The sequence below is a fragment of the Desulfonauticus submarinus genome (assembly GCF_900104045.1).
Lineage (GTDB): Bacteria > Desulfobacterota > Desulfovibrionia > Desulfovibrionales > Desulfonatronovibrionaceae > Desulfonauticus > Desulfonauticus submarinus.
In genome coordinates, this window is record NZ_FNIN01000002.1 from 38,907 (window position 1) to 64,502 (window position 25,596).

The 25,596-nt window shown below is 32.2% G+C and carries 30 protein-coding genes; 18 read left to right on the top strand and 12 right to left on the bottom strand.

The genetic code is table 11. The annotated features are described in order from the left end of the window. Window positions 1-9 precede the first annotated feature (9 nt). From flhA to ispH, 13 genes are read left to right on the top strand one after another with little or no spacing between them, the layout of a single operon-like run. Window positions 10-2,112, top strand: coding sequence for a flagellar biosynthesis protein FlhA (flhA, locus tag BLP60_RS02645; protein WP_092063016.1), 2,103 nt, complete (start codon window positions 10-12; stop codon window positions 2,110-2,112). After that, window positions 2,102-3,139, top strand: a complete 1,038-nt coding sequence (locus BLP60_RS02650) for a flagellar biosynthesis protein FlhF (RefSeq protein ID WP_092063019.1) — start codon at window positions 2,102-2,104, stop codon at window positions 3,137-3,139. Before flhA ends, BLP60_RS02650 begins: the two co-directional genes overlap by 11 nt. Window positions 3,140-3,150: 11 nt before the next feature. Next, window positions 3,151-3,963: a MinD/ParA family protein gene (locus BLP60_RS02655; protein WP_092063022.1), complete on the top strand. Its 813-nt coding sequence runs from the start codon at window positions 3,151-3,153 to the stop codon at window positions 3,961-3,963. Further along, window positions 3,914-4,702 carry a FliA/WhiG family RNA polymerase sigma factor gene (locus BLP60_RS02660; protein ID WP_092063025.1) on the top strand — a complete coding sequence of 263 codons (789 nt, stop codon included), beginning with the start codon at window positions 3,914-3,916 and terminating at the stop codon, window positions 4,700-4,702. The genes BLP60_RS02655 and BLP60_RS02660 overlap by 50 nt, the downstream gene beginning before the upstream one ends. Before the next feature lie 9 nt (window positions 4,703-4,711). Then, on the top strand, window positions 4,712-5,098 hold the full coding sequence (locus BLP60_RS02665) for a chemotaxis response regulator CheY (RefSeq protein WP_092063028.1): 387 nt from the start codon (window positions 4,712-4,714) through the stop codon (window positions 5,096-5,098). A gap of 8 nt (window positions 5,099-5,106) precedes the next feature. Further along, complete coding sequence (locus tag BLP60_RS02670) at window positions 5,107-5,808, top strand: flagellar basal body-associated FliL family protein (RefSeq protein ID WP_092063031.1); 702 nt, start codon at window positions 5,107-5,109, stop codon at window positions 5,806-5,808. A 4-nt stretch (window positions 5,809-5,812) separates the two neighbouring features. Beyond that, window positions 5,813-6,124 (top strand): hypothetical protein, encoded by a 312-nt coding sequence (locus BLP60_RS02675; protein ID WP_092063033.1) that lies wholly within the window; start codon window positions 5,813-5,815, stop codon window positions 6,122-6,124. A gap of 15 nt (window positions 6,125-6,139) precedes the next feature. Continuing rightward, on the top strand, window positions 6,140-6,556 hold the full coding sequence (locus BLP60_RS02680; protein ID WP_092063036.1) for a hypothetical protein: 417 nt from the start codon (window positions 6,140-6,142) through the stop codon (window positions 6,554-6,556). Further along, window positions 6,540-7,274 carry a glycosyltransferase family 2 protein gene (locus tag BLP60_RS02685; RefSeq protein WP_092063038.1) on the top strand — a complete coding sequence of 245 codons (735 nt, stop codon included), beginning with the start codon at window positions 6,540-6,542 and terminating at the stop codon, window positions 7,272-7,274. The genes BLP60_RS02680 and BLP60_RS02685 overlap by 17 nt, the downstream gene beginning before the upstream one ends. Continuing rightward, the gene (locus BLP60_RS02690) at window positions 7,274-7,564 is read left to right on the top strand and encodes a lipid-A-disaccharide synthase N-terminal domain-containing protein (RefSeq protein WP_092063041.1); all 291 of its coding nucleotides are present in this window, start codon (window positions 7,274-7,276) and stop codon (window positions 7,562-7,564) included. Before BLP60_RS02685 ends, BLP60_RS02690 begins: the two co-directional genes overlap by 1 nt. After that, window positions 7,548-7,787 carry a hypothetical protein gene (locus BLP60_RS02695; RefSeq protein WP_092063044.1) on the top strand — a complete coding sequence of 80 codons (240 nt, stop codon included), beginning with the start codon at window positions 7,548-7,550 and terminating at the stop codon, window positions 7,785-7,787. The genes BLP60_RS02690 and BLP60_RS02695 overlap by 17 nt, the downstream gene beginning before the upstream one ends. 24 nt (window positions 7,788-7,811) lie before the next feature. Beyond that, window positions 7,812-8,765, top strand: coding sequence for a tRNA dihydrouridine synthase (locus BLP60_RS02700; RefSeq protein WP_092063046.1), 954 nt, complete (start codon window positions 7,812-7,814; stop codon window positions 8,763-8,765). Window positions 8,766-8,768: 3 nt separating this feature from the next. Next, window positions 8,769-9,611, top strand: coding sequence for a 4-hydroxy-3-methylbut-2-enyl diphosphate reductase (gene ispH / locus BLP60_RS02705; protein ID WP_092063048.1), 843 nt, complete (start codon window positions 8,769-8,771; stop codon window positions 9,609-9,611). 2 nt (window positions 9,612-9,613) lie between these two features. On the opposite strand, the gene BLP60_RS02710 is transcribed toward ispH, so the two are convergent. Next, window positions 9,614-10,858 carry an HD domain-containing protein gene (locus BLP60_RS02710; RefSeq protein ID WP_092063051.1) on the bottom strand — a complete coding sequence of 415 codons (1,245 nt, stop codon included), beginning with the start codon at window positions 10,856-10,858 and terminating at the stop codon, window positions 9,614-9,616. Window positions 10,859-11,104: 246 nt separating this feature from the next. Here BLP60_RS02710 and rplM point away from each other — a divergent pair, with 246 nt between their 5' ends. From rplM to BLP60_RS02725, 3 genes are all read left to right on the top strand, one after another. Beyond that, complete coding sequence (rplM, locus tag BLP60_RS02715) at window positions 11,105-11,533, top strand: 50S ribosomal protein L13 (protein WP_092063054.1); 429 nt, start codon at window positions 11,105-11,107, stop codon at window positions 11,531-11,533. A gap of 15 nt (window positions 11,534-11,548) precedes the next feature. Further along, a complete protein-coding gene (rpsI, locus tag BLP60_RS02720; protein ID WP_092063057.1) occupies window positions 11,549-11,941 on the top strand; it encodes a 30S ribosomal protein S9 in 393 nt (130 codons plus the stop codon). Window positions 11,942-12,022: 81 nt separating this feature from the next. Continuing rightward, window positions 12,023-13,273 (top strand): radical SAM family protein, encoded by a 1,251-nt coding sequence (locus BLP60_RS02725; RefSeq protein WP_092063060.1) that lies wholly within the window; start codon window positions 12,023-12,025, stop codon window positions 13,271-13,273. 39 nt (window positions 13,274-13,312) lie between these two features. Here the strand turns inward: BLP60_RS02725 and purM are convergent, their stop codons facing one another. The 5 genes from purM to BLP60_RS02750 form a co-directional block, all read right to left on the bottom strand. After that, a complete protein-coding gene (gene purM, locus BLP60_RS02730; protein WP_092063063.1) occupies window positions 13,313-14,365 on the bottom strand; it encodes a phosphoribosylformylglycinamidine cyclo-ligase in 1,053 nt (350 codons plus the stop codon). A gap of 304 nt (window positions 14,366-14,669) precedes the next feature. Beyond that, entirely contained in the window at window positions 14,670-15,977 is a 1,308-nt protein-coding gene (locus BLP60_RS02735) for a TRAP transporter large permease (RefSeq protein ID WP_092063066.1), read from the bottom strand. 46 nt (window positions 15,978-16,023) lie between these two features. Then, window positions 16,024-16,500, bottom strand: a complete 477-nt coding sequence (locus tag BLP60_RS02740; RefSeq protein WP_092063069.1) for a TRAP transporter small permease — start codon at window positions 16,498-16,500, stop codon at window positions 16,024-16,026. A gap of 39 nt (window positions 16,501-16,539) precedes the next feature. Further along, window positions 16,540-17,556, bottom strand: a complete 1,017-nt coding sequence (locus BLP60_RS02745; RefSeq protein WP_092063072.1) for a TRAP transporter substrate-binding protein — start codon at window positions 17,554-17,556, stop codon at window positions 16,540-16,542. Window positions 17,557-17,789: 233 nt separating this feature from the next. Continuing rightward, window positions 17,790-19,037, bottom strand: coding sequence for an OmpP1/FadL family transporter (locus BLP60_RS02750; protein WP_092063075.1), 1,248 nt, complete (start codon window positions 19,035-19,037; stop codon window positions 17,790-17,792). Between the two features lie 156 nt (window positions 19,038-19,193). Here BLP60_RS02750 and BLP60_RS02755 point away from each other — a divergent pair, with 156 nt between their 5' ends. Together BLP60_RS02755 and BLP60_RS02760 are read left to right on the top strand one after the other, a co-directional pair. After that, window positions 19,194-19,964 (top strand): ABC transporter ATP-binding protein, encoded by a 771-nt coding sequence (locus BLP60_RS02755; RefSeq protein WP_159427675.1) that lies wholly within the window; start codon window positions 19,194-19,196, stop codon window positions 19,962-19,964. After that, window positions 19,900-20,817 carry an ABC transporter substrate-binding protein gene (locus tag BLP60_RS02760; protein ID WP_092063081.1) on the top strand — a complete coding sequence of 306 codons (918 nt, stop codon included), beginning with the start codon at window positions 19,900-19,902 and terminating at the stop codon, window positions 20,815-20,817. The genes BLP60_RS02755 and BLP60_RS02760 overlap by 65 nt, the downstream gene beginning before the upstream one ends. 144 nt (window positions 20,818-20,961) lie before the next feature. On the opposite strand, the gene BLP60_RS10575 is transcribed toward BLP60_RS02760, so the two are convergent. Genes BLP60_RS10575 through BLP60_RS02785 form a run of 6 tightly spaced genes read right to left on the bottom strand, consistent with a single transcriptional unit; the run spans window position 20,962 to window position 25,522 of the window. Beyond that, window positions 20,962-21,135 (bottom strand): hypothetical protein, encoded by a 174-nt coding sequence (locus BLP60_RS10575; RefSeq protein WP_159427676.1) that lies wholly within the window; start codon window positions 21,133-21,135, stop codon window positions 20,962-20,964. A gap of 50 nt (window positions 21,136-21,185) precedes the next feature. Beyond that, window positions 21,186-21,413, bottom strand: coding sequence for a DUF2905 domain-containing protein (locus tag BLP60_RS02765; protein ID WP_092063084.1), 228 nt, complete (start codon window positions 21,411-21,413; stop codon window positions 21,186-21,188). Further along, window positions 21,389-22,543: a radical SAM family heme chaperone HemW gene (gene hemW / locus BLP60_RS02770; protein ID WP_092063087.1), complete on the bottom strand. Its 1,155-nt coding sequence runs from the start codon at window positions 22,541-22,543 to the stop codon at window positions 21,389-21,391. Before hemW ends, BLP60_RS02765 begins: the two co-directional genes overlap by 25 nt. A gap of 2 nt (window positions 22,544-22,545) precedes the next feature. Beyond that, window positions 22,546-23,094, bottom strand: coding sequence for an epoxyqueuosine reductase QueH (locus BLP60_RS02775; protein ID WP_092063090.1), 549 nt, complete (start codon window positions 23,092-23,094; stop codon window positions 22,546-22,548). After that, window positions 23,091-24,563 carry an Rne/Rng family ribonuclease gene (locus tag BLP60_RS02780; protein WP_092063093.1) on the bottom strand — a complete coding sequence of 491 codons (1,473 nt, stop codon included), beginning with the start codon at window positions 24,561-24,563 and terminating at the stop codon, window positions 23,091-23,093. The genes BLP60_RS02775 and BLP60_RS02780 overlap by 4 nt, the downstream gene beginning before the upstream one ends. A gap of 11 nt (window positions 24,564-24,574) precedes the next feature. Then, complete coding sequence (locus tag BLP60_RS02785; RefSeq protein WP_092063096.1) at window positions 24,575-25,522, bottom strand: radical SAM protein; 948 nt, start codon at window positions 25,520-25,522, stop codon at window positions 24,575-24,577. Window positions 25,523-25,596 lie beyond the last annotated feature (74 nt).

A 25,596-nucleotide genomic window follows, 5' to 3' on the forward strand; every position in this document is an offset into this window, starting at 1 on the left:
GTCAAAAAAATGGCAGTAAAAGTCCCAACTATTAATATTGATTACTCTCGATTCTCTAAACAGGGCGATCTATTACTTGCGGCAGGCGTTGTAATTATACTTTTTGTAATGCTTATTCCCATGCCAACAATTATTTTAGACGTAATGTTGGCCTTTAATATTTCTTTTGCCCTTGTGATCCTTATTACCACAATGTTTATGCGCACTCCCTTAGAATTTTCTATTTTCCCCTCTCTTTTGCTTATAACCACTCTTTTAAGATTAGCCCTAAATGTAGCTTCTACCAGACTTATCCTTTTAAACGGCGATCAAGGGACTGTAGCTGCAGGTAAAGTAATTCAGGCCTTTGGGAACTTTGTGGTAGGTGGCAACTATGTTATTGGAATTGTTATCTTTCTAATTTTATTCGCTTTAAATAAAATGGTTATTACCACAGGTACAACCAGAATTGCAGAAGTAGCAGCTCGTTTCACCTTAGATGCCTTACCAGGTAAACAAATGGCCATTGAAGCAGATTTAAATGCAGGTATTATTGATGAAGACGAAGCTAGACGCCAAAGAGAAGCAATTAGAAGAGAAGCTGATTTTTATGGAGCAATGGATGGTGCAGGTAAGTTTGTTTCAGGAGATGTAAAAGCAGGTATGCTTATTACCTTAATAAATATTATAGGAGGTTTTTTTATTGGGGTTTTACAAAAGGGTATGCCCTGGCAAGAAGCTGCTCAAACATATACTTTACTCACTATAGGAGATGGTCTTGTTTCTACCATTCCTTCTCTTATTATCTCTACATCAGCAGGTATTATTGTAAGTAGAGCTGCAGCAGAAGCCCAAATGGGTGAAGAATTCTTAGGGCAACTTACCATGCATCCCAGAGCTTTAAAGTTAGTAGCTAGTGTTCTACTTTTATTTGCTCTGGTCCCAGGCATGCCTACTATTGCGTTCCTGATTCTTGCTAGCGTCCTATTTATGCTCTCTCTTATTGCAGCCAAAGAAAAAGCTAGAGTAACAAAACAAGAACAAACACAAGCAAGCAAATCTCAAAAAAGTCAAGATTCTCCAGAAGAAGTAACCGCACTTCTTCCTTTAGATACCCTTTCTCTAGAAGTGGGATATGGATTAATTCCATTGGTAGATGAAGAACAAAATGGTAACCTTTTAACTAGAATTAAATCTCTTAGAAGACAATTTGCTTTAGAAATGGGTGTTATTATCCCTGCTATTCACGTCAAAGACAACCTAGAATTAAAACCAGGCGAATATAGAGTGCTTATTAAAGGAAACGAAATAGCTAAAAGTGAAATTTTAATAGATCACTATTTGGCCATTGATCCAGGAGATATTAAACACAAAATAAAAGGGATTGAAACTTTAGAACCTGCTTTTAACATGCCTGCCCTTTGGATACCTAAAAACAGAAAAGAAGAAGCACTTTTAGCGGGCTATACTGTAGTAGACCCAGCTACAGTTATAACTACTCATCTAACCCAAATATTTAAACGTCATCTACATGAATTTCTAGGCAGACAAGAAGTACAAAACCTCTTAGATAACCTTTCCCAAAGAGCCCCAAAAGCTGTGGAAGACCTTGTTCCAAATATTTTATCTCTTGGCACAGTTCAAAAAGTTTTACAAAATCTTGTAAAAGAAGGCGTATCAATTAGAGATCTCTTAACTATTGTTGAAACTTTAGCAGATTATGGTCAAACTACAAAAGATCCTGTGCAACTTACAGAATATGTGCGTCAAAACATGGCTAGAACTATAGTCAAGCCTTATTTAAGCGCAGATAACACTTTACCCATTATACTTTTAGATCAAGAAATAGAAAATATGTTTCAAGAAAGCCTCCACCAAACAGATTCAGGCACTTTCTTAACAATGGATCCCAATCTTGCCCATAAAATAATCCAGCGCATCAACCAAACTTTAGAAAATATTGTAGTAAAAGATGGTCAACCCGTGCTTTTAGTACCACCAGTGTTAAGACCTCATTTGGCCCAAATTTTAATCCGCTTTATACCCACTTTACCTGTGATTTCTCAAACAGAAATTCCTCCAGATATTAAATTAGAAACAATAGCACAAGTGAGTCTAAACAATGCAAATTAGAACATTTGAAGGAAAATCTCTTTCCTCTCTAATGGCCCAAATAAAAAAAGAAATGGGACCAGAAGCAGTAATTTTAAATACAGAGACAATAGGGAAAAATGGGTCTACTACATATAAAGTAAGCGTTGCTATAGAATCCTCAGAGAATTACCCCTCTTCAAAAAAAAATAATCTCTCTCTTCCTGAAGCTAAATTGACTGTCCCTCAAGAAGAATGGTTTAAAACCATTATGCTAGAATGGGAAAACTTTAAGGAATCGATTTTTACTCTTTTAGAACCTCAATCCAAACTTAAATTACCAGCCAAATATGCTCAGGCCATACGTTATCTTGAAAAACAAGGGGTAAAAAAAGAAATTTTAATAAAAATAATATCTTCTCTAACCAATATAAAAGATAATTCCCTGTTAGGAGTATTAAAAGAAAAAATAAAAGTTAAACCCTGGCCTAAAAATTTTTTAAATAAAAAAATTCACTTTTTCCTAGGACCTCCAGGTTGTGGTCAAACATCAAACCTTTTAAAAATGCTTTTAAAACTAAAACAACTAAATCCTTCCAATATTTTACTTGCTTATCCCTTAAATGGAAATCTAGAAGGCAAGCTTATTTTAGAGCACTATGCCAACCTAATTGATATAGACTTTAAAAAAATTTCACCTGAAAACCTAGACACCCTGCAAAATGCTCCTTATGATTATATTTTTATAGATTTACCTCATCAACTACAAGAATTTAAAAAATTTTTAAGTTTGAAAAAAAATAACTCTTGTTTGCATGTAAGCTTAAGCCCTGTATATGAAGAAAATTATCTAAAATTATTTTTAAATAAAGTAGGAATTAATAAAATTTCAAGTTTAATATGGACAAGGCTTGATGAAGCTACAAAACTAGGAAGTATAATAAACTTTTGTGTTGACTATAATTTACCTATATCATTTTTAAGTTATGGAAGTCAGTTAAAAAACTCTTCTTTTATGGGTAATAAGGATAAAATATTACGATACATATTTAAAAGAGAAATAAATTAGAGGGAATTGAAATGGCATTTGCTCCAATAGTATTTTCTGTGACTTCTGGCAAAGGTGGTGTGGGGAAAACAAACATCTCTGTAAGTTTAGCTTATGCGCTTGCAAGCTTAAACCAAAGAGTTGTTCTTTTGGATGGAGATTTAGGATTAGGAAATATAGATGTACTTTTAGGATTAACCCCTCCATACAACCTTCTCCATCTACTTAGAGGAGAAAAAAAATTAAAAGAAATCCTTTATCCCACAGATTTTGGCTTTTCTATTTTACCTGCTGCTTCTGGTATGTTAGAAATGACTACTTTATCTAATGGGCAAAAACTTGAATTATTAGAAGCTATGGATCCTTTAGAAAATGAAGTTGATTACCTCATAGTAGATACAGGAGCAGGTATCCACGATCATGTAATTTATTTTAATCTTGCAGTGGAAAGAAGAATAATCGTAATGACTACTGAACCTACATCTTTAACAGATGCTTACGCTCTGATTAAAATTCTTAAAAACAAACATAAAGTTAATAACTTTGAAATAATCATTAATATGGCTCCAGATTTAGCTCAAGGCAAAGAAACATTTAAAAAATTATATCTAGCCTGTGATAAATTCTTGGATAGTGTATCTTTAAACCTTCTAGGAATTGTGCCTTTAGAAAAAAAGATTAGAAAATATGTTCAAAAACAAAAACCTTTTATGCAAGATAAAAGTCTAAAATCTACTAAAGTTATCAATCAAATAGCAAAAACCATCTTAAATTGGCCTAAAAAAAGAGAATTAGATGGAAACATTAAATTTTTCTGGAAGAAACTCCTTTTTCAGAATGAATAACCCTTGGAAAATACTAGAACAATCAGGAAATAAGTTTTCCTCTCTTTCTCCCAGAGAGCAGGAAGAAATTGTAAAGTGTTATTCTCCAAAAATAAAAATTATTGCTTTAAGATTAAAAAGCAAATTACCTAACCATATTACTTTAGAAGAATTAATAAGTGCCGGGACCTTAGGCTTATTAGAAGCCTTGCATAACTTTGATGCCAACCAAAATATTAAATTTGAGACCTTTGCAGAAAATAGAATTAGAGGCGCGATGCTAGACGAGTTAAGGAAAATGGATTGGTTTTCTAGGGGAATGCGCCATAAAATGAAACAAGTAGAAGAAGTATTACAAAAAGTTGAATCTCTTCCTCAAAATGACATCCGCAAATATATTCAAAATAAAACAGGTTTTGAATCCCAAGAGATAGAAAACATCCTGCTTGCCCTACAAAACCAGATCTGGCTAAGTTTAGAAGAAATTCAAAATGCTATCTCAATAGAACATAACACCACTTATCAACCTCAAGAAAAAATTATCAAACAAGACTTGATTGACAAAGTTGCTAAATTAATAAAGGAATTAACAAATAAAGAGCAAATGGTACTCTCTCTTTATTATGTGGATGAACTTACAATGAAAGAAATCGCTCAAGTTTTAAATATTACAGAAGGAAGAGTATCTCAACTGCGTTCTCAGGCTTTACAAAAGCTAAAGAAAAAATTTAAAAGGAAATATAAAGAAGAAGCAATATAGGAGGCAGAGATGGCTGTTGACAAAAATATGCGTATTTTAGTTGTTGACGACTTTTCTACAATGCGAAGGATTATCAAAAATATTCTTCGCCAATTAGGCTTCAATAATATAGTTGAAGCAGACGATGGAACTACTGCATGGGATATTTTAAATAAAGATAAAATTGATTTTATTATTAGTGACTGGAATATGCCCAAGATGACAGGAATAGAACTTTTAAGAAAAGTACGAGCAAGTGAAGAATTTGCAGATCTTCCCTTCTTAATGGTTACAGCAGAGGCTCAACAAGAAAATATTATTGAAGCTGTTCAAGCAAAGGTATCAAATTATATTGTAAAGCCATTTACAGCAGAAACCCTTCAACAAAAAATAGATAAAATATTTGAAGCTAACTAATAAAAAATATGTCTAAAGATAAAGATTCTAATAACATTCAACAAGAATCTCAAAAAGAAACTGATAAAGTAAATTTAGATAAAGATGATTTAGAATATATAGAGGAGGAAAATAAAAAGAAAAAAAAAGTAGAATTAGATCTAGATGACGCCCCTTTCCTGCAAGAAGAAGAACCTAAAGAAAAACAAGAAGAACCAGCTACATCTCCTTCTCAAGAAAAAGAAAGCGAAGAAGAACCTACTCCTCCCCCAAAGAAAAAAAAGTGGCTTTTAATAGGTATAATTGCTTTATTTTTGATCCTTATAGGGGGGGGATATTTTTTATTCTTTAATAAAACAGCTCCTCCCCCTCCTACTCCTGTGGAACAAAAACCCAAAGAGACAAAACAGACTCCACCTCCTCCTGAGGAAAAAGTAATTCCTCTAAAGCAATTTTTGGTGGAATTAAAAAATAAAAAAAAACAACCTCTTTTTCTAGAAATTAAACTTTCTTTTGCTACCACAAATAACCGTCTAGAATGGGAAATAAAAAGAAAAAAAATTGTCTTAAGAGATGCAATTTATTATTATCTAACAAATAAAGAATATAATTTTCTAGCAAATACCAAAAATATCCCTAAACTTAAGCAGGATATTTTAAATGTTGTTAACCAATATTTAAACAATGGGCAGTTAAAAAAAATTTTAATTGAACATTATGTAATAAGTTAAAAAAATGGTTACCCCTATTGATTTGCCAGTTTTATTTTCCCAAATTCCTCAACTTCAAAAATTACAACACAGTTCCCAGGCATATCCTGAAGGGGCTCAAAATGTTTTAGCAGATGTAGTAATACAAAAGCAAAAAGAAGATAACAAAAGAATTTTAAAACCAGAAAAAACAGAGAAACAGGAGAAAATTTCTCCAGACAAAGAAAAAGATGCTCCTGCAAATTATTATATGTCTAAAAAACATAAAGAAAAGAAAAAAAATCAACAAGAAATTATAGAAGTTGAGAAAAAACACATTATTGATATAAAAATATAAAGCTAAAACAAACATATGACAAATATAGAAATTATTCTTCTTATTCTTTCAGTAATTGAAATTATTCTTTTAATTTTAGTCTTATTATTTTTCTTTCGTTTAAAAAAATCAGAGAAATTTGTGGCCAATTTACAGAAAAAACAAGAAGACTTTATCCAAAAACTCTCTTTTAGCTCTGAGATGGAAAAAGAATTCCTAAATACTTTTACCACTCGGCAAGAAGAACTTATAGAATTAGAAAAAATTCTAAGTAAAAAAACCAAAGAACTAAAAAAGTTGATTTTAAAAGCAGAACAGTTTACCAATTCTCCGCTTTTTGTAAAACAAATAATTTTAATGGGCCATAAAGCAGGAGAAAGTATAGAAAGCTTGGCTAAAACATTTAATCTCACCCAAGAGGAGGTAGAATTAATCCTTGAACACTCAAAATGATATTTACCTAAGTGTCATAATCCCTGTTAAAAATGAAGAAGAAAATATTCCAATTCTAGGCAAAGAAGTAAGCGAGGCCCTATTGCATTTTCCTCATAAATGGGAATGCTTGTGGATAAACGATGGATCAACAGATAATAGTGAGCAAGCCTTGGAAAGCCTCTGTGCCCAAGATAATCATCATAAACTTATTAACTTAGCTCAAAATTATGGGCAATCTGCTGCCATGTATGTTGGTTTTCAGCTGGCAAAAGGCAAAATATTAGTTACCCTAGATGGCGATGGCCAAAACGATCCTAAAGACATTCCCAAGTTGGTAAATTTTTTAGAGAAACACAACGCTGATGTAGTAAATGGATATAGAGCAAAAAGACAAGATAACTTTATTCGCAAAATAGCTTCTAAAATAGGAAATGGGTTTCGCAATTTTATTACTAAAGACAAAATTAGGGATGTAGGGTGTTCTATTAGAGCTATTCGAAAAGAATGTGTGCAAAACATTTTTCTTTTTAAGGGAATGCATCGTTTTTTGCCTACGTTAATCAAAATTCAAGGATATAAAAAAATTTTAGAAACTCCTGTAAATCATAGACCAAGAGTAAGAGGAAAAACTAAATACAATATCAACAATCGTCTTTGGGTAGGTCTATTTGACACCTTTGGAGTATTGTGGATGAGAAAACGAAAAGTTTTACCAAAATTGAGAGAAAAAAAATAATGGCAGAAAAAATTTGGTTAATTATTGGCTTTTTAGCTCAAGGACTCTTTTCAGCAAGATTTCTAGTTCAGTGGATTGCAAGTGAAAAGGCTAAAAAAAGTGTTATCCCCATTTACTTCTGGTATTTCAGTTTAGGAGGTGGACTTTTACTTTTGGCCTACTCTATTTATAGAAAAGACCCTGTTTTTATCTTAGGACAATCCACAGGAGTTTTAATCTACTCCAGAAACCTATATCTTATTTATAAAGAAAAAAAACGACTTCAATTTTCAAGTGAGTCCAAATCGTAAAATCTTAACGTTTAAGTCCCGTCACCAAGTAGGTGAAATTATTGAAGGGAAAATACTTGAGTATAAAGAGCCTAATCTTGCCTTAGTAGAAATAGAAGATATAGAAATACTGGCTCGAATTTATATCAATTGTCCTAAAAATAAAAAATTAAAATTTAAAATAATGTCTTTAAAACCTCAAATAATTTTAAAAGAAATTAATCATTTGGAAATAATTATCTAAAATTTTTGAAAATAAGGATATTTAATGTCTCTTCCTCTTGGCCCCAACTATCCTTGGTTAGCGCCTTTAGCTGGATTTTCAGACTTGCCATTTCGTTTAGTATGTAGAAAATATGGCTGCGACTTAGCTTTTACAGAAATGGTCAGTGCCTCAGGATTAATCTATAATAGTAAAGGAACATTTTCTATTTTAAAAACTTGTGCTCAAGATTCACCTCTTATAGTTCAGCTCTTTGGTGCAGACCCCAAAATAATTTTTAAGGCTGTTAACATATTAAAAAAACTAGGTTTCAAATACTTTGATCTAAACTGTGGCTGTTCAGTGAAAAAAGTTATAAAAACAGGTTCTGGAGCATATCTTTTAACTCAAATAAAAAAAATCGAAGAAATTGTAAAAACAATGCAATCTCTAGTGCCAGCCAAACAAGTAGGAATCAAAGCCAGATTGGGCTATTCTTTAAAAGAAGATATTTATCTAAAGTTAGGTGAAAAAATGGCCAAACTAGGTATTGGTTGGTTCACTCTCCATCCTAGATATGCCAAGCAGAAATTTTCTGGCACAGCTGATTGGACTGCTCTAAAAAAATTAAAACATACCTTCCCTGAATTAAAAGTGATTGGCAGCGGTGATATATTTACTGCTGAAGATGGGATAAATTGTCTTTCTTCTACTCAAATTGATGGAATCATGTTTGCTAGGGGAGCATTAAGCAACCCTTTTATTTTCCAAGAATATAAAGCGTTATTACAACAAAAATCTATAACCATACCTAAAAGCAAAATCATAGCCCAACTACTTTTAGATTTTGCCAAATACTATCCCAAATTTGCTCCACAAAAAGCTGTTTTAAAAATGAGAACACTACTTCCTAAAATGATAAAAAATATCCCTGAGGCTAAAAAAATTCGTCATAAATTAACTTCTATTTCTTCTTGGGAACAAGTAATCCAAATAGCAAATCAATTAAAAGAGGAATAAATTATGACCCAAAATATTCTCTTAGCCCCAAAAGCAGGTTTTTGCATGGGAGTAAGTCTTGCTCTTAAAAAGCTGGATAAAGCTATTCTAGATAACCCAAACTGCAAAATATATACTCTTGGCCCAATTATCCATAATCCCCAAGTATTAAAACAATATGAACAAAAAGGTGTAAAGATAGGAGATGATAAAACTCATTTTCAACCAGGAGATATAGTCTTAATTCGGGCTCATGGAATACCTTTTGGATTAGAACAAAATCTAAAACAAAAACAGATAAAAATTATTGATGCCACCTGTCCTAAAGTTAAAAAGGCCCAACTCTTAATCCAAGAACAATCTAAAAAACGCGTGCTTCTTTTATATGGAGAAAAAAATCATCCAGAAGTAAAAGGATTACTTAGTTATGCTCAAAATCAAATAATTTTGTTTGAAAGCCTGCAAGAATTATTAAATCTACAACTCAACTCTAATTTAGAATATGTTTTAGCCGCCCAAACTACTCAAGACCAAAATGAATTTTATCAAATTCAAGATTATTTAAAAAGACAAAATATTTCTTTTATAGCTTTAAATACCATTTGTAATGCAACAGAAGAAAGACAAAAAGAAGCAATAGAACTAGCCAAAAAAGTAGATTTTATGATTGTAGTAGGTGGAAAAATAAGTGGAAATACAAGAAGATTAGCCAAAGTTGTCTCTAAATATGCACCATATCTTCATATTGAAACTTCTCTAGAATTGGACTTAAATGAACTATCCAAGTATTCTACAATAGGAATTACAGCAGGAGCATCTACACCACAAGAAATAATTGATGAAGTAATTTTAAAATTAAAAAAATAAAGTTAATCAAAATCAGCTAGTATTGCTCCAATATGAACTCTATCAGCTAAAATATAGTTTTGATATTTATTCTTAATACGAAGCTGAGCAAGTTGAAGATGCTCATTAATTATTCCATTTCTTGTAGCAGTATAAGCTTCTATAAACGCCGCTATATTATCGCATACTTTTAATAACTCCCCATCCTTGGGCTCAAAAGTATTTTTATTATACTCTGTCTGTAATTGTCTTAAAGTAACCTCTTTAACCTCATTATCTTTAATAATAGTAGAAATAAATTCCGATCCAACCTCAATTCCCAAAAAATATTTTAACTTTCTTAATAATTCTTTATATTGTGATTCAACAAAAAGAGAAAATATTTTTTTATTTAGCTCCTGCTCTTCATATTCTCGAATAAGACTTCCAATTCTGGAAACCGATTTTTTAACAGGAGAAATAATATCCCTAGTTAAAAGTTCTGGTATATCATGGAATAATCCTGCAAAAAAATTATTTTCTCTTCTCCTTTTACATGCTCCTACTGCTAAACTAAAAAAATAAGCATAACAAGCAACTATAAAAAGATGTCCTAAAACAGAAGTTTCTGGTATTCTAGGCGTCTGAGACCATCTTTTTTGGAATCGCAACTGACCACACAAATTCATAAATTGCGTCAAAGCTGACTGTTGGTTCTCTGTCAAATCTTTTACTCCTTTTAAATCATAAAAACCTCTAAGACGTTGAATAAATGAATGCTCTATTTCCTCCATCTCTGGATCCAAAAAATTTAACTTTTTCAAAACTGAAAACTCCCATCTACTAGCCAAAAGATGAGACGCCCCTAAAATTTTAGAACTTAAATCCTCTATAGGATGATAAAAATAATTTTTTAATTGTTGCCAAAAATCTTTCCCTAAGCCTTCTACTCTAGGATTTAATTGTTCTAACACCCAATTAGTTAGTTCAGCAAAGTGAGCAGGATTAGATTTAATTTTGTAAAATACAGGAGGTTTTATATCCGTAATAATTAAACGATAAAAATAGTCAAAGATTCCCCCCAAAATAACCTTTTCCCCTAACTCTACTTGTTCCTCTAATTTCATATCTTTGGTATTTAAAACCAACAAAATAAAGGCTATTATCATCTTGTGAGCTTGTTTCTCCACCTCTACTAATTCCATGGGTCTTAGTTTATCATTCCATCGTTTCATAAAAGACCCAGAAAAAACAAATTGTAACAAACCTTTGCGCAAATTAACCTTCATAATAATTCCTCATTTTTTTTCTTCTCAAATCTTAATGATTCTACTTCTTTTTTAATATTTTTTTTAAATAAAATCCTTTTGTCTTTCTTATTTTTTTAATATACTTTTCAAAATCAAGCAAATAAACTCCGCAGCGATTAATGGCTCATAAGTACGAGAAACATCTTTTGGTTCATATAAAAAGGTTGACAGGATTTTCAAAAACACATAAACAGACTTTCTTCAGTTCAACGAGGGGTAAGAAAAATGAAGACCTATAGTCCAAAGCCAGAAGAGATTTCTCGCAATTGGTTTATTGTGGATGCCGAGGGTAAGACATTGGGACGTCTGGCCACAGAAATAGCCAAAAGGCTAAGAGGAAAACATAAACCAGAATTTGCTCCCCATCTCGACTGTGGGGATTTTATTGTTGTTATAAATGCTGAAAAAGTTAGTTTTACTGGTCGTAAAAGAGACCAAAAAATGTATTATTGGCATACAGGATACCCTGGTGGAATTAAAAGCAGAACTTTGGGCCAGATGTTAGAAAGTAAGCCAGAACAAGTCATTTTAAAAGCAGTAAAAGGGATGTTACCTAAAAATCGTCTAGGCAGAAAATTGCTTAAAAAGTTAAAGGTTTACCGTGGAACAGATCATCCACATCAAGCCCAACAACCTAAACCTTTAGAAATTTAAAGTACGGAGACAGTTATGAGTACTGATTTCTTCTATGGAACAGGAAGAAGAAAAACTTCGGTAGCTAGAACAAGGCTCTACAAAGGAAGTGGCCAAATTATTGTCAATGGTCGTCCTTTAGAAGAATATTTTCCTCGTCCAACTTTACAAATGATTATCAAGCAACCACTAAAACTTGTAAAGCTGGAAGATAAGTTTGATATTAAAATCAATGTAAAAGGTGGTGGAATAAGTGGTCAAGCTGAAGCAGTAAGACATGGAATTAGTAGAGCTCTCTTAGACTATGATCCAGAATTAAGGCCAGCACTTAAAAAAGCAGGATTTCTAACCCGTGATCCTCGGGCAAAGGAAAGAAAAAAATATGGACAAAAAGGTGCCCGAGCCAGGTTCCAATATTCAAAACGTTAATTCATCTTCGCCTCCCCTTTTGGAAAAGACAGTTTTCTGGTTTTCCCAGAGAGCTGTCTTTTCTTTTTTCAGGACAATATTATGAAAAAAATAAAACCCCATTTGGTTTTTGCAGACAAACAAGGCAATATCTATGATCATCCTCATCTCCTAATGTTAGTGAGGCGTGGAAAGGAATGGGGGCTACCATATCCAGGAGAACTTATAGAGTTGCCTTCAGAAAGCACCTTTTATCTTCTCCCAGAACGCCAAGCTGTAGGTCTAGATCCAGATACAGGTAAAATTGAAGTATTAGAAGAAGCTCCAGTAGCTGCTTTTATTGCTCCAGGTTATACTCTATCCGGACATGTAGTTTATACAGAAAACCACCACGCACCTAAATTACCTCTTTTTGCCTACGGTGCTTTAGGATATTATAAAGGAAAATTTTATGTAGCTGCCCAACAAGTAGATACTGATAAACGTCAAGTTTTTTTAGGTATCTCTAAACAAAAAATAATATACGGAGCTCAAAATTTAAGAAAAAAGTTACCTAACAATAGGCTAATCGCCCATCTCACTCGATGCGCTCTTACTTATGGCTGTCCTGCTGCAAAAAATTTAGCTTTGGGTAGATTTGAAGCACCTTTGCCTACTGCAAAAACTTGTAATGCTAGATGTATTGGCTGTATTTCTCTTCAATCTAAAGATTCTGGATTTCCTGCTACCCAAAAAAGAATTAATTTTACACCTTCTCCCAAAGAAATTGCTGAGATTATTCTTATCCATGCAAAACGAGTTAAAAAGCCTATTTTCTCTTTTGGCCAAGGATGTGAAGGTGAGCCTCTTACTGGGTGGAAAAATATATTAAAAGCTATTAAGTTGGCTAAAAAAAATCTCTCTAAAGGCACAATTAATATAAACACTAATGGAAGTTTTCCAGAAGCTATGGAGCCCTTAGCCAAGGCTGGTCTTAAATCTATTCGGATAAGTTTAAATTCCCTACGACCGCATATTTATAAAGCTTATTATAGACCTACTTATGACTTTAATAAAGTAATTGAATGTATTAAAGAGGCAAAAAAAAATGATCTTTTTGTTTCCCTAAATTATTTATTTTTCCCTGGATTTAGTGATACAGAAGAAGAGTTAGATAGCCTTATATCTACAATACAAGACACAAAACTCGACTTTATTCAAATGAGAAACCTCAATATAGATCCACTTCTTTATCTTAATTTATATTCTAATGAAAAAGAAAAACCAAGCTTTGGACTTAAAAATTTTATGTTAAGAATAAAAAAAGAATGCCCTTGGATAAAATTTGGCTATTTTAATCCTTATTTAGGATAAGTCTGTTATTCTCTAAAAAATTTTTGCTAAATAACAAACCTAAAATTTAATTTGTACTACTTCTTCATTGGAAGAACATATCTCTACTCTCCCAATTTCCCAAGCATCTATCTGTTGAGCTTTTAATCTAAGAAGCACATCTTCTTTTAAGTCTGGTTTAATAATCAAAATAAACCCAATTCCACAATTAAAAATATTTGCCATTTCTTCCCAAGAAAGATTACCTTCTTCTTTAATCCAATGGAAAACTGCTGGTTTAACAAATGAATTAAAATCTATGACAACCTTAACCCCTGTTGGTAATATTCTAGGGATATTATCGTAAAACCCTCCTCCTGTAATATGAACCATTCCTCTTATCTCTAAATCCCTCAGCACATTCAGAACAGGTTTTACATAAATTTTAGTAGGTTCAAGTAAAACTTCCCATACATTTTTGTCTGTTCCTGGGAACTTGTCATCTCTTTGTAATTTTGAAGAGGAAAAAAGTTTACGTACCAAAGAAAATCCATTTGAATGTAGACCAGAAGATGCCAAGCCAATTAAAATATCTCCCTTTCGTATCTGAGATCCATCTACAATTTTATCAAAATCTACCATCCCAACACAAAAACCAGAAAGATCATATTCTCCAGATCCATAAAAATCTGGCATTTCAGCTGTTTCTCCACCTAAAAGCGCACATCCTGCTTGTTTACAACCCTCTACTACACCAGCAATAACTTTTTCAGCCTTTTCCACTTCTAATTTTCCTGTTGCAAAATAATCTAAAAAAAATAGTGGCTTAGCTCCTTGTACCAAAATATCGTTAACACTCATTGCTACTAAATCTATTCCAACCGTATGATGTACATCAAACAAAAAAGCCAGTTTTAGTTTTGTGCCAACTCCATCTGTGGCTCCTACTAATACAGGCTGTTTTAGACCTTCCATATCTATCTTAAATAATCCCCCAAATCCTCCCAGATCTGTAATCACTCCTCTAGTAAAAGTAGTCCCAACCATTTTTTTTATTCTAGAAATCAATAAATTACCTGCTTCTATGTCCACCCCAGCATCTTTATAAGCAGCCGTTCTATTAGAAGAGCTCATTTATTCCTCCTGGTCTAATTTTTGCTGAAATTTAATTAGAACTTTTTAGGTCAGATTTTTACTAAAGACAAGAAAATTAATATACGAATAAAACGCAAAGACAAAGCCAACAAGGAGATAAAAAAATGAAAAAATATTTATGTTTTATAATAATTCTTATATTCGTCTTTTATTTAAATCAAAAAGTTTATTCCCAAATAAAAATTCAAACTACCCAGGACAATCTAATTATTGAGGTCAATTCAACATTGCCCCCCGATATACTAACGAACTCTACTTTTACTCCTGAAATATATCTTCAAATCTATTTAGACAATAATACACTTCCTAAAGTTCCCAACTCAGGCCAAAATAAAAGGCAAAAAAGTAAAACCAAATAACAAGGCATAAACAACAAGATACCTTTAAAAATTGTCTTCATAGAAACATCTTTGGCCATAGAAGCCACAATAAAGGTATTAATCCCTACAGGAGGAGTTACTGCCCCTAAGGTAGTTACAATAGTAATAAACACAGCAAACCAAATGGGACTATAGCCAAGAGAAGTTGCTAAGGGAAAAAAAATAGGGATAGTAATAATAAGAAGCGCCAGTGCATCCATAACTGCTCCACCAATAATATAGATTAGAGCAACCCCTAACATAATTAAATAAGAAGGCATATGCCAACTGCTAACACTCACTGCAAGTTCATAAGGAAGTCTTGTAACAGCTAAGAATCTACCAAAAATAATAGCACCTAAAATGATTACCATAATCATGGAAGTAACTTTTAAGGTATCTTCTAAAGCCAAAATAAAATTACGAAAGCTTAGTTGTTTACGCAGCACTGCGATTATTAAAGCCAAAAACGCTCCAACTCCTCCTGCCTGAGAAGGGGTAAAAAAACCAGCCAATAATCCTGTCATAACTAAACCAAACAAAACAAGCATTTCTATTGAACCTTTTAAAGAAATAAATCTTTCTTTCCACGAAGATTTAGCAGCTGCAGGAGCAAAATCTGGTCTAAAATGACAAAATAGTCCCACTGCAAGCATAAAAAAAATTGTAAGTAAAACTCCAGGAATAAAAGAAGCCCAAAATAACACTGCAATAGATTGTCCAGTTTGCAAGCCAATTATAATTAAAACCACACTAGGAGGGATAACAACGCCCAAAGTAGCACCAACAGCTACGCTTGCAGTAGAAAGCAATGGATGGTATTTAAATTTTTGCATTTCAGGAAGAGCAACAGTACTCATTGTAGCTGCCGTAGCTGTATTAGAGCCACATATAGCAGCAAACCCAGCGCATGCCAAAATAGTAGCATGTACTAGCCCACCTTTAATATGACCAAACCAATGATAGGCAGTTTCATAGAGTCTTTTATTCACTCCAGCATAAAAACAAATCTGACCCATTAAAATAAAAAGCGGTATAACAGTAAGACCATAAGAAGAAAATACTTTCCAACACTCATCAGCCAACATACTAGAAGCAGCTTTAAAATTAATCACATAACCAAAGCCCAAGTAGCCAATAATGGCCATTGCAAAACCTACAGGCAAGCGTAAAATAAAAAGCGAAAATAATAAAACTATTATTCCTAATACACCAATTGTAATCAAATCCACTGCTATCTCCTATCTACTTTTAAAAACAAATTTCAGAAGGTTCAACTTAACTTTCTAAAGAATTATTTTTACAATTGATAAGTTGAGAAAATAAGGTAATACAACACAAAGCTATTCCCAATCCCAACACAAAAACAACTGGATAAAATGCTATATTTAAAGTTTGAGAAAGTTCTTCCCATTCTCGTAATTCCAATGCCAATCTAAATATTTGCCAATCTAAAATAACAAAAAAAGCTAAACTAAGAGTCAAAGAAATTACATCTAAAATATATTTAGTTTTTTTTGACCAAAAATTATCTAATAAGTTTACTCGAATATGCCCTTTTTGGGCCTGGGTGGGAGAAATAGCCATCCCACCCAGTAAAGCCCCTAAAAAACCAAGAAGTTCAAAAGCTCCTTTTATAGGGTACCCTATAAAAGTTAAAAACATATTTAAAACTGTAAGCAACAACATCAACACTAACACTATACTACCAATTCTACAGGCTAGAAGATTTAACTTTCTAATAAAGGTTAGCATAATTGCTCCTGACTTTAACTCTAAAAATTTCTTTTTATTCTAATATCCCATTTGTTCATATTTTGCTTTAAATTTATATACATCCTGTAATATCTTTTCTGCTGGAAGCCCTTTTGTTTCAGCTCTTTTTTTCCAATTATCTATTAAAATTTTAAGCTTTTCTCTAGCTAGATCCATATCCTGTTGAGGTAAAGTAAATAATTTAAAACCATACTTTTTCTTTGCATAACCTAAAGCCTCCTGAATATGATTATCCATATAACGTCCTGTCCACAAAGCCTGCTCTTTGCCCAATTCATTGAACACCTTTTTTATCCTTTCTGGCAAACTATTCCACTTATCTTTATTCATAACCACAGCAAAAGGATACACTTGAAAATTAGTGATTGTGCCATAAGGCAAATAAGCAGCAAAATTTAAATCTTTTAAAACTTCAAAAGAAGTTAAAAGACCCTTGGCAACACCTTTTTGAATAGCTTCTGGGGTTTCTGACATTGGGAGGGCAATAGGAGCTCCTCCTAAAATTTCAACAATTTTACCTGCTGCCCCAGCTGCTCTAATAGGAACGCCTTTTAGATCTTTTAAAGATTTAATAGGTTTTTTGGACATAAGATTTGAAGGTGCTGAAGTAAACACAGTCAAAACCTTTACTCGGGCAAATTCTTTGGGATGATATTTTTGAAATATCTCCCATAAAACCATGCTGGCAACTTTTGCAGACTTAAACCCTAAAGGCAATTCACAGACTGTAGTTAAAGGAAACACTCCTGGCTGATAAGACATTACCAAACACCCAATATCAGCTTGTCCTGCTATCACTCCTCTAAACATATTTTTCGCCCCAAGCAAGGTACCCCCGGGATATGTCTGAATAATCACTTGTCCATTTGTTCTTTTTTCAACTTCTTGTTTAAATCGCTCCATTTGAACACAAGGAAAGGTAGATGCTGGGGGAAAATTAGCATAGCTTAGCTTAATTACCTTTGCTTCTGCTCGTAAACACAAACTACATAAAAAAAACATAACAAGACCAAGGACCAAAATTCTTTTTACCATCTTCTCCTCCTCATTTTTTGCTAAAAAAAAAGCCGCAAGGTTATTTAACCTTGCGGCCTGAAAAGCACCTTTATTTTTAAAAATTGTCTACAAGGCCCCCTCCAGACCGCAAAAATCTACCCAAAGCCACCAGCAATTTTGCCACTTAAAGTTTGCGGTCTGAAAGTATCTTGTAAACATATTTCTTTTTTAACCTCTTAAGCTGTAAAAAGTCAAGTTTTAAACTTAATAAACTAAAACTTATAACTAACACTTAGTCCAACTAAGTGAGCTTTACCATCAGTAAACTTACCATCCTTAACTCCATCATTTCTACCATCTACGTCTCTATCTTCATACATTAAATAGTTATATGAAAAATCAACACTCCAGTTATTAGCTTTATAACCTATACCAGCACCAAATAGATGTCTATTATTAGCAGGCAAAAGATAGTCCACATGCTCATCAGGTATAGGGCTTTGATCATAAACATAACTTGCCCTCAAGCTTAAATTAGTAGTAGCCTTATATTCTATACCAAACTGAAATCGCCAAACATCTTTCCAGTCCTTCTTAGAACTTGTTTGAGTATTTCCTAGGGGAGGGGTTAAATCATCGCCATATTCAATCACTAATTTATCATAGCAACTCCATCTTGTGTAAACCACATCTCCTTCTATGCTTAATTTATCAAATGGATAAAAAGTAATCCCTAAAGCATAAGAGTCTGGCAAAGTAATATCTCCTTGAACATCTGTATCTCTAAACCAAGTGGAATGAATAAGAACCAACGCTGCAGGTCTATCAAATGTTGCCCTCCCTGAGAGTCTATGCTGAATCTGACTTCTATAAATAAAACCTATTTTTAACCACTTAACAGGTACATAGTGAAAAGAAACATTAAAACCATAGTTAAAACTTTTGCCATGAACCTGAGAGTCCATATCCTCTACAATTCCCAGGGTCGTTAGATCCTTCATTTTCTTTTTTGTAAAATCAAAATACATTCCCTCTAAACCAAAGGCAAAAGATAAGTTATCTGTTAATTTAATGGCCAAACAGGGAACAATTGAATAGGATTTAATTTCTGCATAATAAGAGTTATATCTTCCAGGCCAATTAGAAGGGAAATCTGTAGCCAATCCAAACCTTGTAAATTCTCCTACGCCAAGCCAATATCTATCATTTAATTGTTGAACAGCATAAACATGGGGAACTAAAAACACATTGTTTTTTTCACTCGTGCTATCCTCCCCTTTAACTTTCACTGTCACATCTGGAGCAATAGCAGTAACACCACCTAAAACATGTGTACCTTTAAGTTGAGTAATTCCAGCAGGATTATAAGCTATTGCAGAAGGATCATCAGCCCTACCTATCAAAGTACCACCCAAAGCATTTCCTCTGGCACTCCATTCGTAAAGAGCAAACCCAGCTCCAGAACAAACCTGAGCCATTACTAAACACCATAACACTGCAAATAACCAGCTCTTTTTCATATCAACTCCTTAGGTAAAAGTTTAAGATATAAAACTTATTTTGGCTAAGCAAAAATAAAAAAAAGGTGCAAGAAATTTATGTTTTTTTTAATAAAGACTAAAAAAATAATCTATTTAAGATTGTCAAAAGACGCCTTTTTTTTTACATCCAGCTATATGAACAATCTTTTACAGGTAAAAAACCTTTATTTTAAATATGGAGAAACCACTGTCTTAGAAAATATTTCTTTTTCCTTAAATCCAGGACAAATTATTGGAATTCTCGGTCCCAATGGAAGTGGAAAAACTACCCTTCTTTTATGTCTAAGTGGCTTTTTAAAAAATTATCAAGGCAAAATTTTAATCCAAAATAAAAATTTAAAACAAATGCCTTTTAAATTACGCGCTAAAACAATAAATCTAGTCCAACAAAATCCTTATTTTCCCAATATTGAAACTTTTACCTATCTTTTATGGGCTAGATTTCCCTATCTAAAATTTCTTAGCTCATATGGGAAGGTAGAAAAAAATATAGTTCTAAAAAAAGCAAAACAAACTAAGGTTGAACAATTTCTAACTAAATCTCTTAAATCCCTTTCAGGAGGCGAACAAAAACGCATACTTCTTACTAAAAGCCTTATCCAAGATACAGCTATTCTTCTCTTTGATGAAATTACGTCTAATTTAGACCCACAAATAAATATGCAATTTTTACAAATTATAAAACATATATCTAAAAAAGGAAAAGGACTTATCCTTAGCCTACATGACTTAAATTTAGCTGCTATTCTTTGTCCTTATCTCATTTTTCTAAAACAAGGAAAGATTGTGGCCAAAGGACCAACAAAAGAAGTTTTTAACAGTCAAATACTGGAGCAAGTTTATGAAACATCATTTACTGTATTTCAACATCCTAAAAAAAATATACCTCAAGCTGTGTTGTGTTAGTTTTATTATCTTCTTACCATTAAATGCCTTTTCTATTACTATTCAGGATGATTTAGGACAAAAAATTTTTCTAGCAAAGCCTGCCAAAAAAATTGTTAGTTTATATGGAGGAATAACTGATATCCTTCTCTCTTTAAATTTAAAAGAACATATTGTGGGTTGGACAAAACCAGATGCTCTAGAGTGGGGAGGGAATATTGTAAGTATAGGAACTCATATGCGTCCCAACTTGGAAATTATTCTAAGTCTTCATCCTGATTTGGTACTTCAAATGGGTACAGCAAAACATAGTATTTTGCCTATCAAACATTTAAAAAAATATAACATTCCTGTAGCTGTATTTAATCCCCATAATTTTAAAGAATTATTCCACACCATTCTAAGAATAGGAAAACTGGTAGGCAAAAAACAATTAGCTCATCAATTAGTCAAACAATATCAACAAAAACTTAAAAATTTAAACACAGATAAAATACCTTTTACTAAAAGACCTACTATATTCTTTGAAGTCCGATATCCTAATCTTTTAAGTGTCGGTCAAGGCTCAATTGTCTCAGAAATAATTTATTGGGCAGGTGGAAGAAATATACTAAAATCATCTAAAAAACTTCTTAGGATAAGTGAAGAAAAGCTATTATCCTTAAATCCCCAGGTATATATAATTCAAAAAGGACCTATGAATAAAAAACCTATCTCTCTCCACAAAAGACCTCTCTTTAAAAAAATAAAGGCCGTTCTCACTAATCACATTCTTATAGTAAAAGAAAAGAATTTTTCCCGACCAGGACCTAGAAGTATAGAAGCAGTATTATTTCTACACCACTATTTAAAACAACAACACCTAATTCCTTAAAATACAGCTAACCCAAATTCTAACCATCTTAAAAAGTGTGTCCTATTACTTTAGGACACACTTTTCCTCCTATTTCAGTAAAAAACGCTATTTTATATCATTCTTACCATTATTTATTTTTTAAATTCTATAAACTCATAAAAATTATTCATGCTCGTGTTCATGTTTAGGTATTACTTCTCCTGTTACAGGATCATGCTCATGATCATGCTCGTGAGGATGAGAATGAACCATATCACCATGCCTATGTTCATGTTCATGAACAAATTTTTCATACTTAGAATCACTGCCTTGGCCACAACCACAAGTTTTACACATTTTTGCCTCCTTTATAAAATTGAGTTACAATATAAAAAATAGTCACAAACTTAACGCCTAAAAATAGATAAAATAAGTGTTAAAACTATACTAATAATTAAACACGTAACCCAAGGGAAGTAAAAAGTAAAGTTTCCTTTCTTATAAACAATATCCCCAGGTAATCCCCCGAAACGAAGACCTAATTTATCTCCTAAAAGAAAAATAACTCCTATGCCAATTAATAAAAAGCCCAATAAAATTAAAAATTTTCCTATTTCACTTCCCCAACCAAACATCTTTTCTCCTCCATAAAAAATTGAGGTATAATACTATCACTTAAAAGCATTCCTGTTCTTGTCAAACGCAAATATCCATCTCTAATACTAATAAGTTTATTTTTATGTAAAAGACAAATCACTGACTCAAATTTTTTAAAAAAGTTTATACCAGTAAGCTTATAAAATTCTCTAACATTTAGACCTTTAGTAGTACGCAAAGATAACATAATAAATTCATTGATCTTTTTCACTCTATTAATTTTTTCTCGTTCTCTTAAAAGACAGCCATTTTCTACCATTAAAACATATTCTTTTATATTAGCTGGATTCTGCCATCTTTTACTATTTATAGTAGAAACAGCCGAAGGACCTAGTCCCAAAAAATCCTGTCCTTCCCAATATCCCAAGTTGTGTAAACACCTATATCCCATCCGGGAAAAATTGGAGATTTCATATTGAATATAGCCATTTGCCTCTAAATACTCTCCACCATAAATATACATTCGACTAACTTCTTCTTCATCTGGCCACTTATAGTTTTTTTTATTCTCGCAAAGATAAGTGCCTTGTTCAAAAGTAAATCCATAGCACGAAAGATGCTCTGGTTTTAATCTAATTGCTTGTTTTAACTCTTCTAACCATCTCTTTACTGTCTGTTTAGGCAGTCCAAACATCAAATCTAAATTTATATTTTTAAAACCAATCCCTCGTAACAAAAAATAAGATTCTCGAACTTGCTTTAAATTATGAATTCGCCCAAGTAAGAATAAACTTTCTGGGTCGAAACTTTGAACTCCTAAACTAACTCTATTTACTCCTATATTTTTCCAAACAACCAACTTATCCTTTGGTTTACAAGACTCTGGATTAACTTCCAAAGAAAATTCTATCTGTCTCTCCACAGCAAAGTTTTTATAAATTAAAGAAACAATCCTATCTAATTCTTGCTCTTTTAGTAAAGAGGGAGTGCCACCACCTATATAAATACTATGAACTCTTGGAGATTGAAAATATCTAGACCAAAAATAAATTTCTTGTTCTAAACCTTTTAGATACAGTTCAACCATCTCGGGAACATATTCTAAAGAAAAAAATGCACAATAATTACATTTCTTCAAACAAAAAGGAAAATGAATATAAAGTAACATTTTTATTCAAACATTAATTCTTTTTTAAATCTATCAAATTCGCTATATATACAACCACAATATTCCTGACGATAGATGCCTAATTGTTTACTTTTATCCTGGCCAATTTTCCACCCCTCTCTAAAATCATAATACCAAAAATCAATTTTACTTCCTGAACATAAATCACGTCCTATTTCAAAAATCATATTATGCTTTTGAAATTTACTATATAGTAATGTTGTGGTAAAAAGATCAAATTTTCCCCTTCTGGCAATAAAAAATGTCTTTTCAAGGCGCATGTAATAACAATAAAAACATCTATTATTTTCTCTAAAATTAATTAATTGAAAATATTTCTGAGGATTATAATCTTTATCAAAACATAAATACCTAACATTAAAATATTTACATACCTCAATAAAAGCTTCCCTTCGCCTTAAATACTCTTTTAAAGGATGGATATTCGGATTAAAATAAATAGCAAATATATTAAAACCTTTTTGCTGTAAAACTTCAAAAGGATAAATAGAACAAGGCCCACAACAACAATGTATTAAAATATTTTTCACACTTTTTTCTCCTCAATAATAATTTGCGTTTTAAATTTATCTTCCAATTTTAGGATATTTCTCTTCTTATTATTTAATAAATATAACGCCAAGGTAGAGGGGAAATCAAAAACATATTGAGATTTTTTTTCTTCACTATGACGCAAAGTAGCATAAATTTTCTTCAAACTTAACTGAGCTTGCCACTCTAAACTAGGAAGAATACCTCGTCCTTGACAACAAGGACACATTTCCAAAGAAGAAGCAAAGGCAGATGTGCCCAAACGTTGACGAATAATTTGGGCCAAACCAAACCTTGAAATAGGGATAAAATCTGTCCTTGCTCTATCTTGTTTTAAACCATTTTTTAGTGTTTTTTCCACTTCTCGAATATATTTTTTGTCTTTCATTTCAATAAAATCAACAACTACCTGCCCACCAATATCTCTCAACCTAAGTTGTAAAGGAATAATTTGAGCTGCCTCTAAATTGGCCTTATAAGCCATCTCTTTAAAATTCTTTTCGCCAGATATTTTTCCAGAATTTATATCAATAGCAGTCAAGGCCTCTGTATAGTCAAAAACTATTCTAGCTCCTGAAGGCAAATGGATTTCTCGGGAGTAAATTTGCTCAATTTGTTCGTCTAGATCAAAACGTTCAAATAACCCTAGCCCTCCTTTAGATATGTGCAAGCGAACTAAATTTTTCTTTCTAGGAAACATCAAGGCAATGTATTCTTCTAAGCGCACTGCTACAAGTTCATGATCAACCCACACTTCTTCTATATCTTGAGTTAAATAATCTCTAACAGCTCTAAAAATTAAATCCTTTTCCTCATAAACTAAACATGGTGCTTTTTGGGTTCTTGCCTTATGTTTAATATCTTTCCATAATCTCTTTAAAAAATTTAAATCCCTCACTAAACTGGCTTTTGTCTGGCCTTCACTCACTGTTCTCACAATAATACCCAAACCATCTTCTAACTCCATACTTTCTACTATTTTCTTAAGCCTTGTTCTTTCTTTAGGATCATCTATTTTTCGAGAAATACCAATATCCTCACTACCAGGAGTTAAAACAAGATATCTTCCAGGCAAAGATAAATAAGTAGTTAAATAAGCGCCTTTAGAGCCTGTAGGCTCTTTTACAACTTGAACCAATATTTCTTGTCCAGGACGCAAAACTCTATGTAGTGGAGGATATTTTTGTCTTGGCAATGGCTTTATATCTTTTTGGTAATACTCAGGATGAACTTCATCTACTTGTAAAAAGCCATTTTTTTCTGCTCCATAATTTACAAATGCAGCCTGTAAGGATGCATCAATATTATGAATTTTACCTTTATAAATATTTCCTTTGGTTTTAGCTTGAGAAATAACTTCTACATAATATTCTTCTAAAATCCCATTTTTAGTAATTGCTACCTCAACTTCTTCTTCAGGAAGATAACTAATAAACATTTTTCTTTTTGAATCTACTTTTTTCTTCATTTTCATCTCCACTATAGAATAATTTTATAGTATTGCTCACTCGTTTCAAAATCTTTTATTAATTTAACCTTTTGTTTTAAAATAAGTTTTTCAATCTCTTTTTTGACTTCATCTTCTTGAATACTAAGCGCAACACTAATATCTTTTATTGTTTGTGGCCGTCTCTTTAAAGAGTTTAAAATAAGGAAACTTATATCCTTAATATAACGAGAACTTATATTGTCTTCATTAGTGTTAGTTGATCTTTGTCTAGTAAAAGAAAAATTTGCAAATTTTTGCCTCCATGCTTCTAATTCTAGCTTATTTAAAGGATTTTTTACATAGGTACCAGGTCTTGTTAAAGTGGTAATGTCTACTCTATCAGGTTGAAGCTTTCGCACAAATTCATAAAGTTTTTGTTTATTCCTTTCACTTGCATTAATATTTGGTAAAAGAAGAATCTCTAAGAATATTTTCCCTTTAAACATCTGTTTTAAATTTAAAAGACCACCTTCAATATTTTTTACCCCTATTTCTTTAACAGGACGATTTATTTTTACAAATTCTTCCTCTATCGCACTATCAAAAGAAGGCAAAATAATGTCAAAAAGACTTAATTCTCTTAAAACAACTTCATTTTCTAACAGGCTACTATTAGTCAAAATAGCTAAAGGATAATCATAACGTTTTTTTATCTCTCGAGCTAAAAAACCCATGGTTATATTTAAACAAGGTTCCCCACTTCCTCCAAATGTTATTACCTCTGGTTTAATAGGCAATAATTTAAACCACTTTTCTAACTCATTTAAAATTAAGTCTGGATCAACATATACATCTCTTGCCAAAGTTTTATTTTTCGTCCTGCCAACTTCACAATACAAACAATCAAAAGAACAGATCTTTTCCCCTAACAAATCAATACCTAACGACCTCCCTAATCTAGATGATTTTACTGGACCAAAAATATATTTAAATTTCATTTTCTCTCCCTTTCAAAAATTAATACTTAAATTCTATCCAATATAATTACTTGACAACAAGACAAACTCCTGTT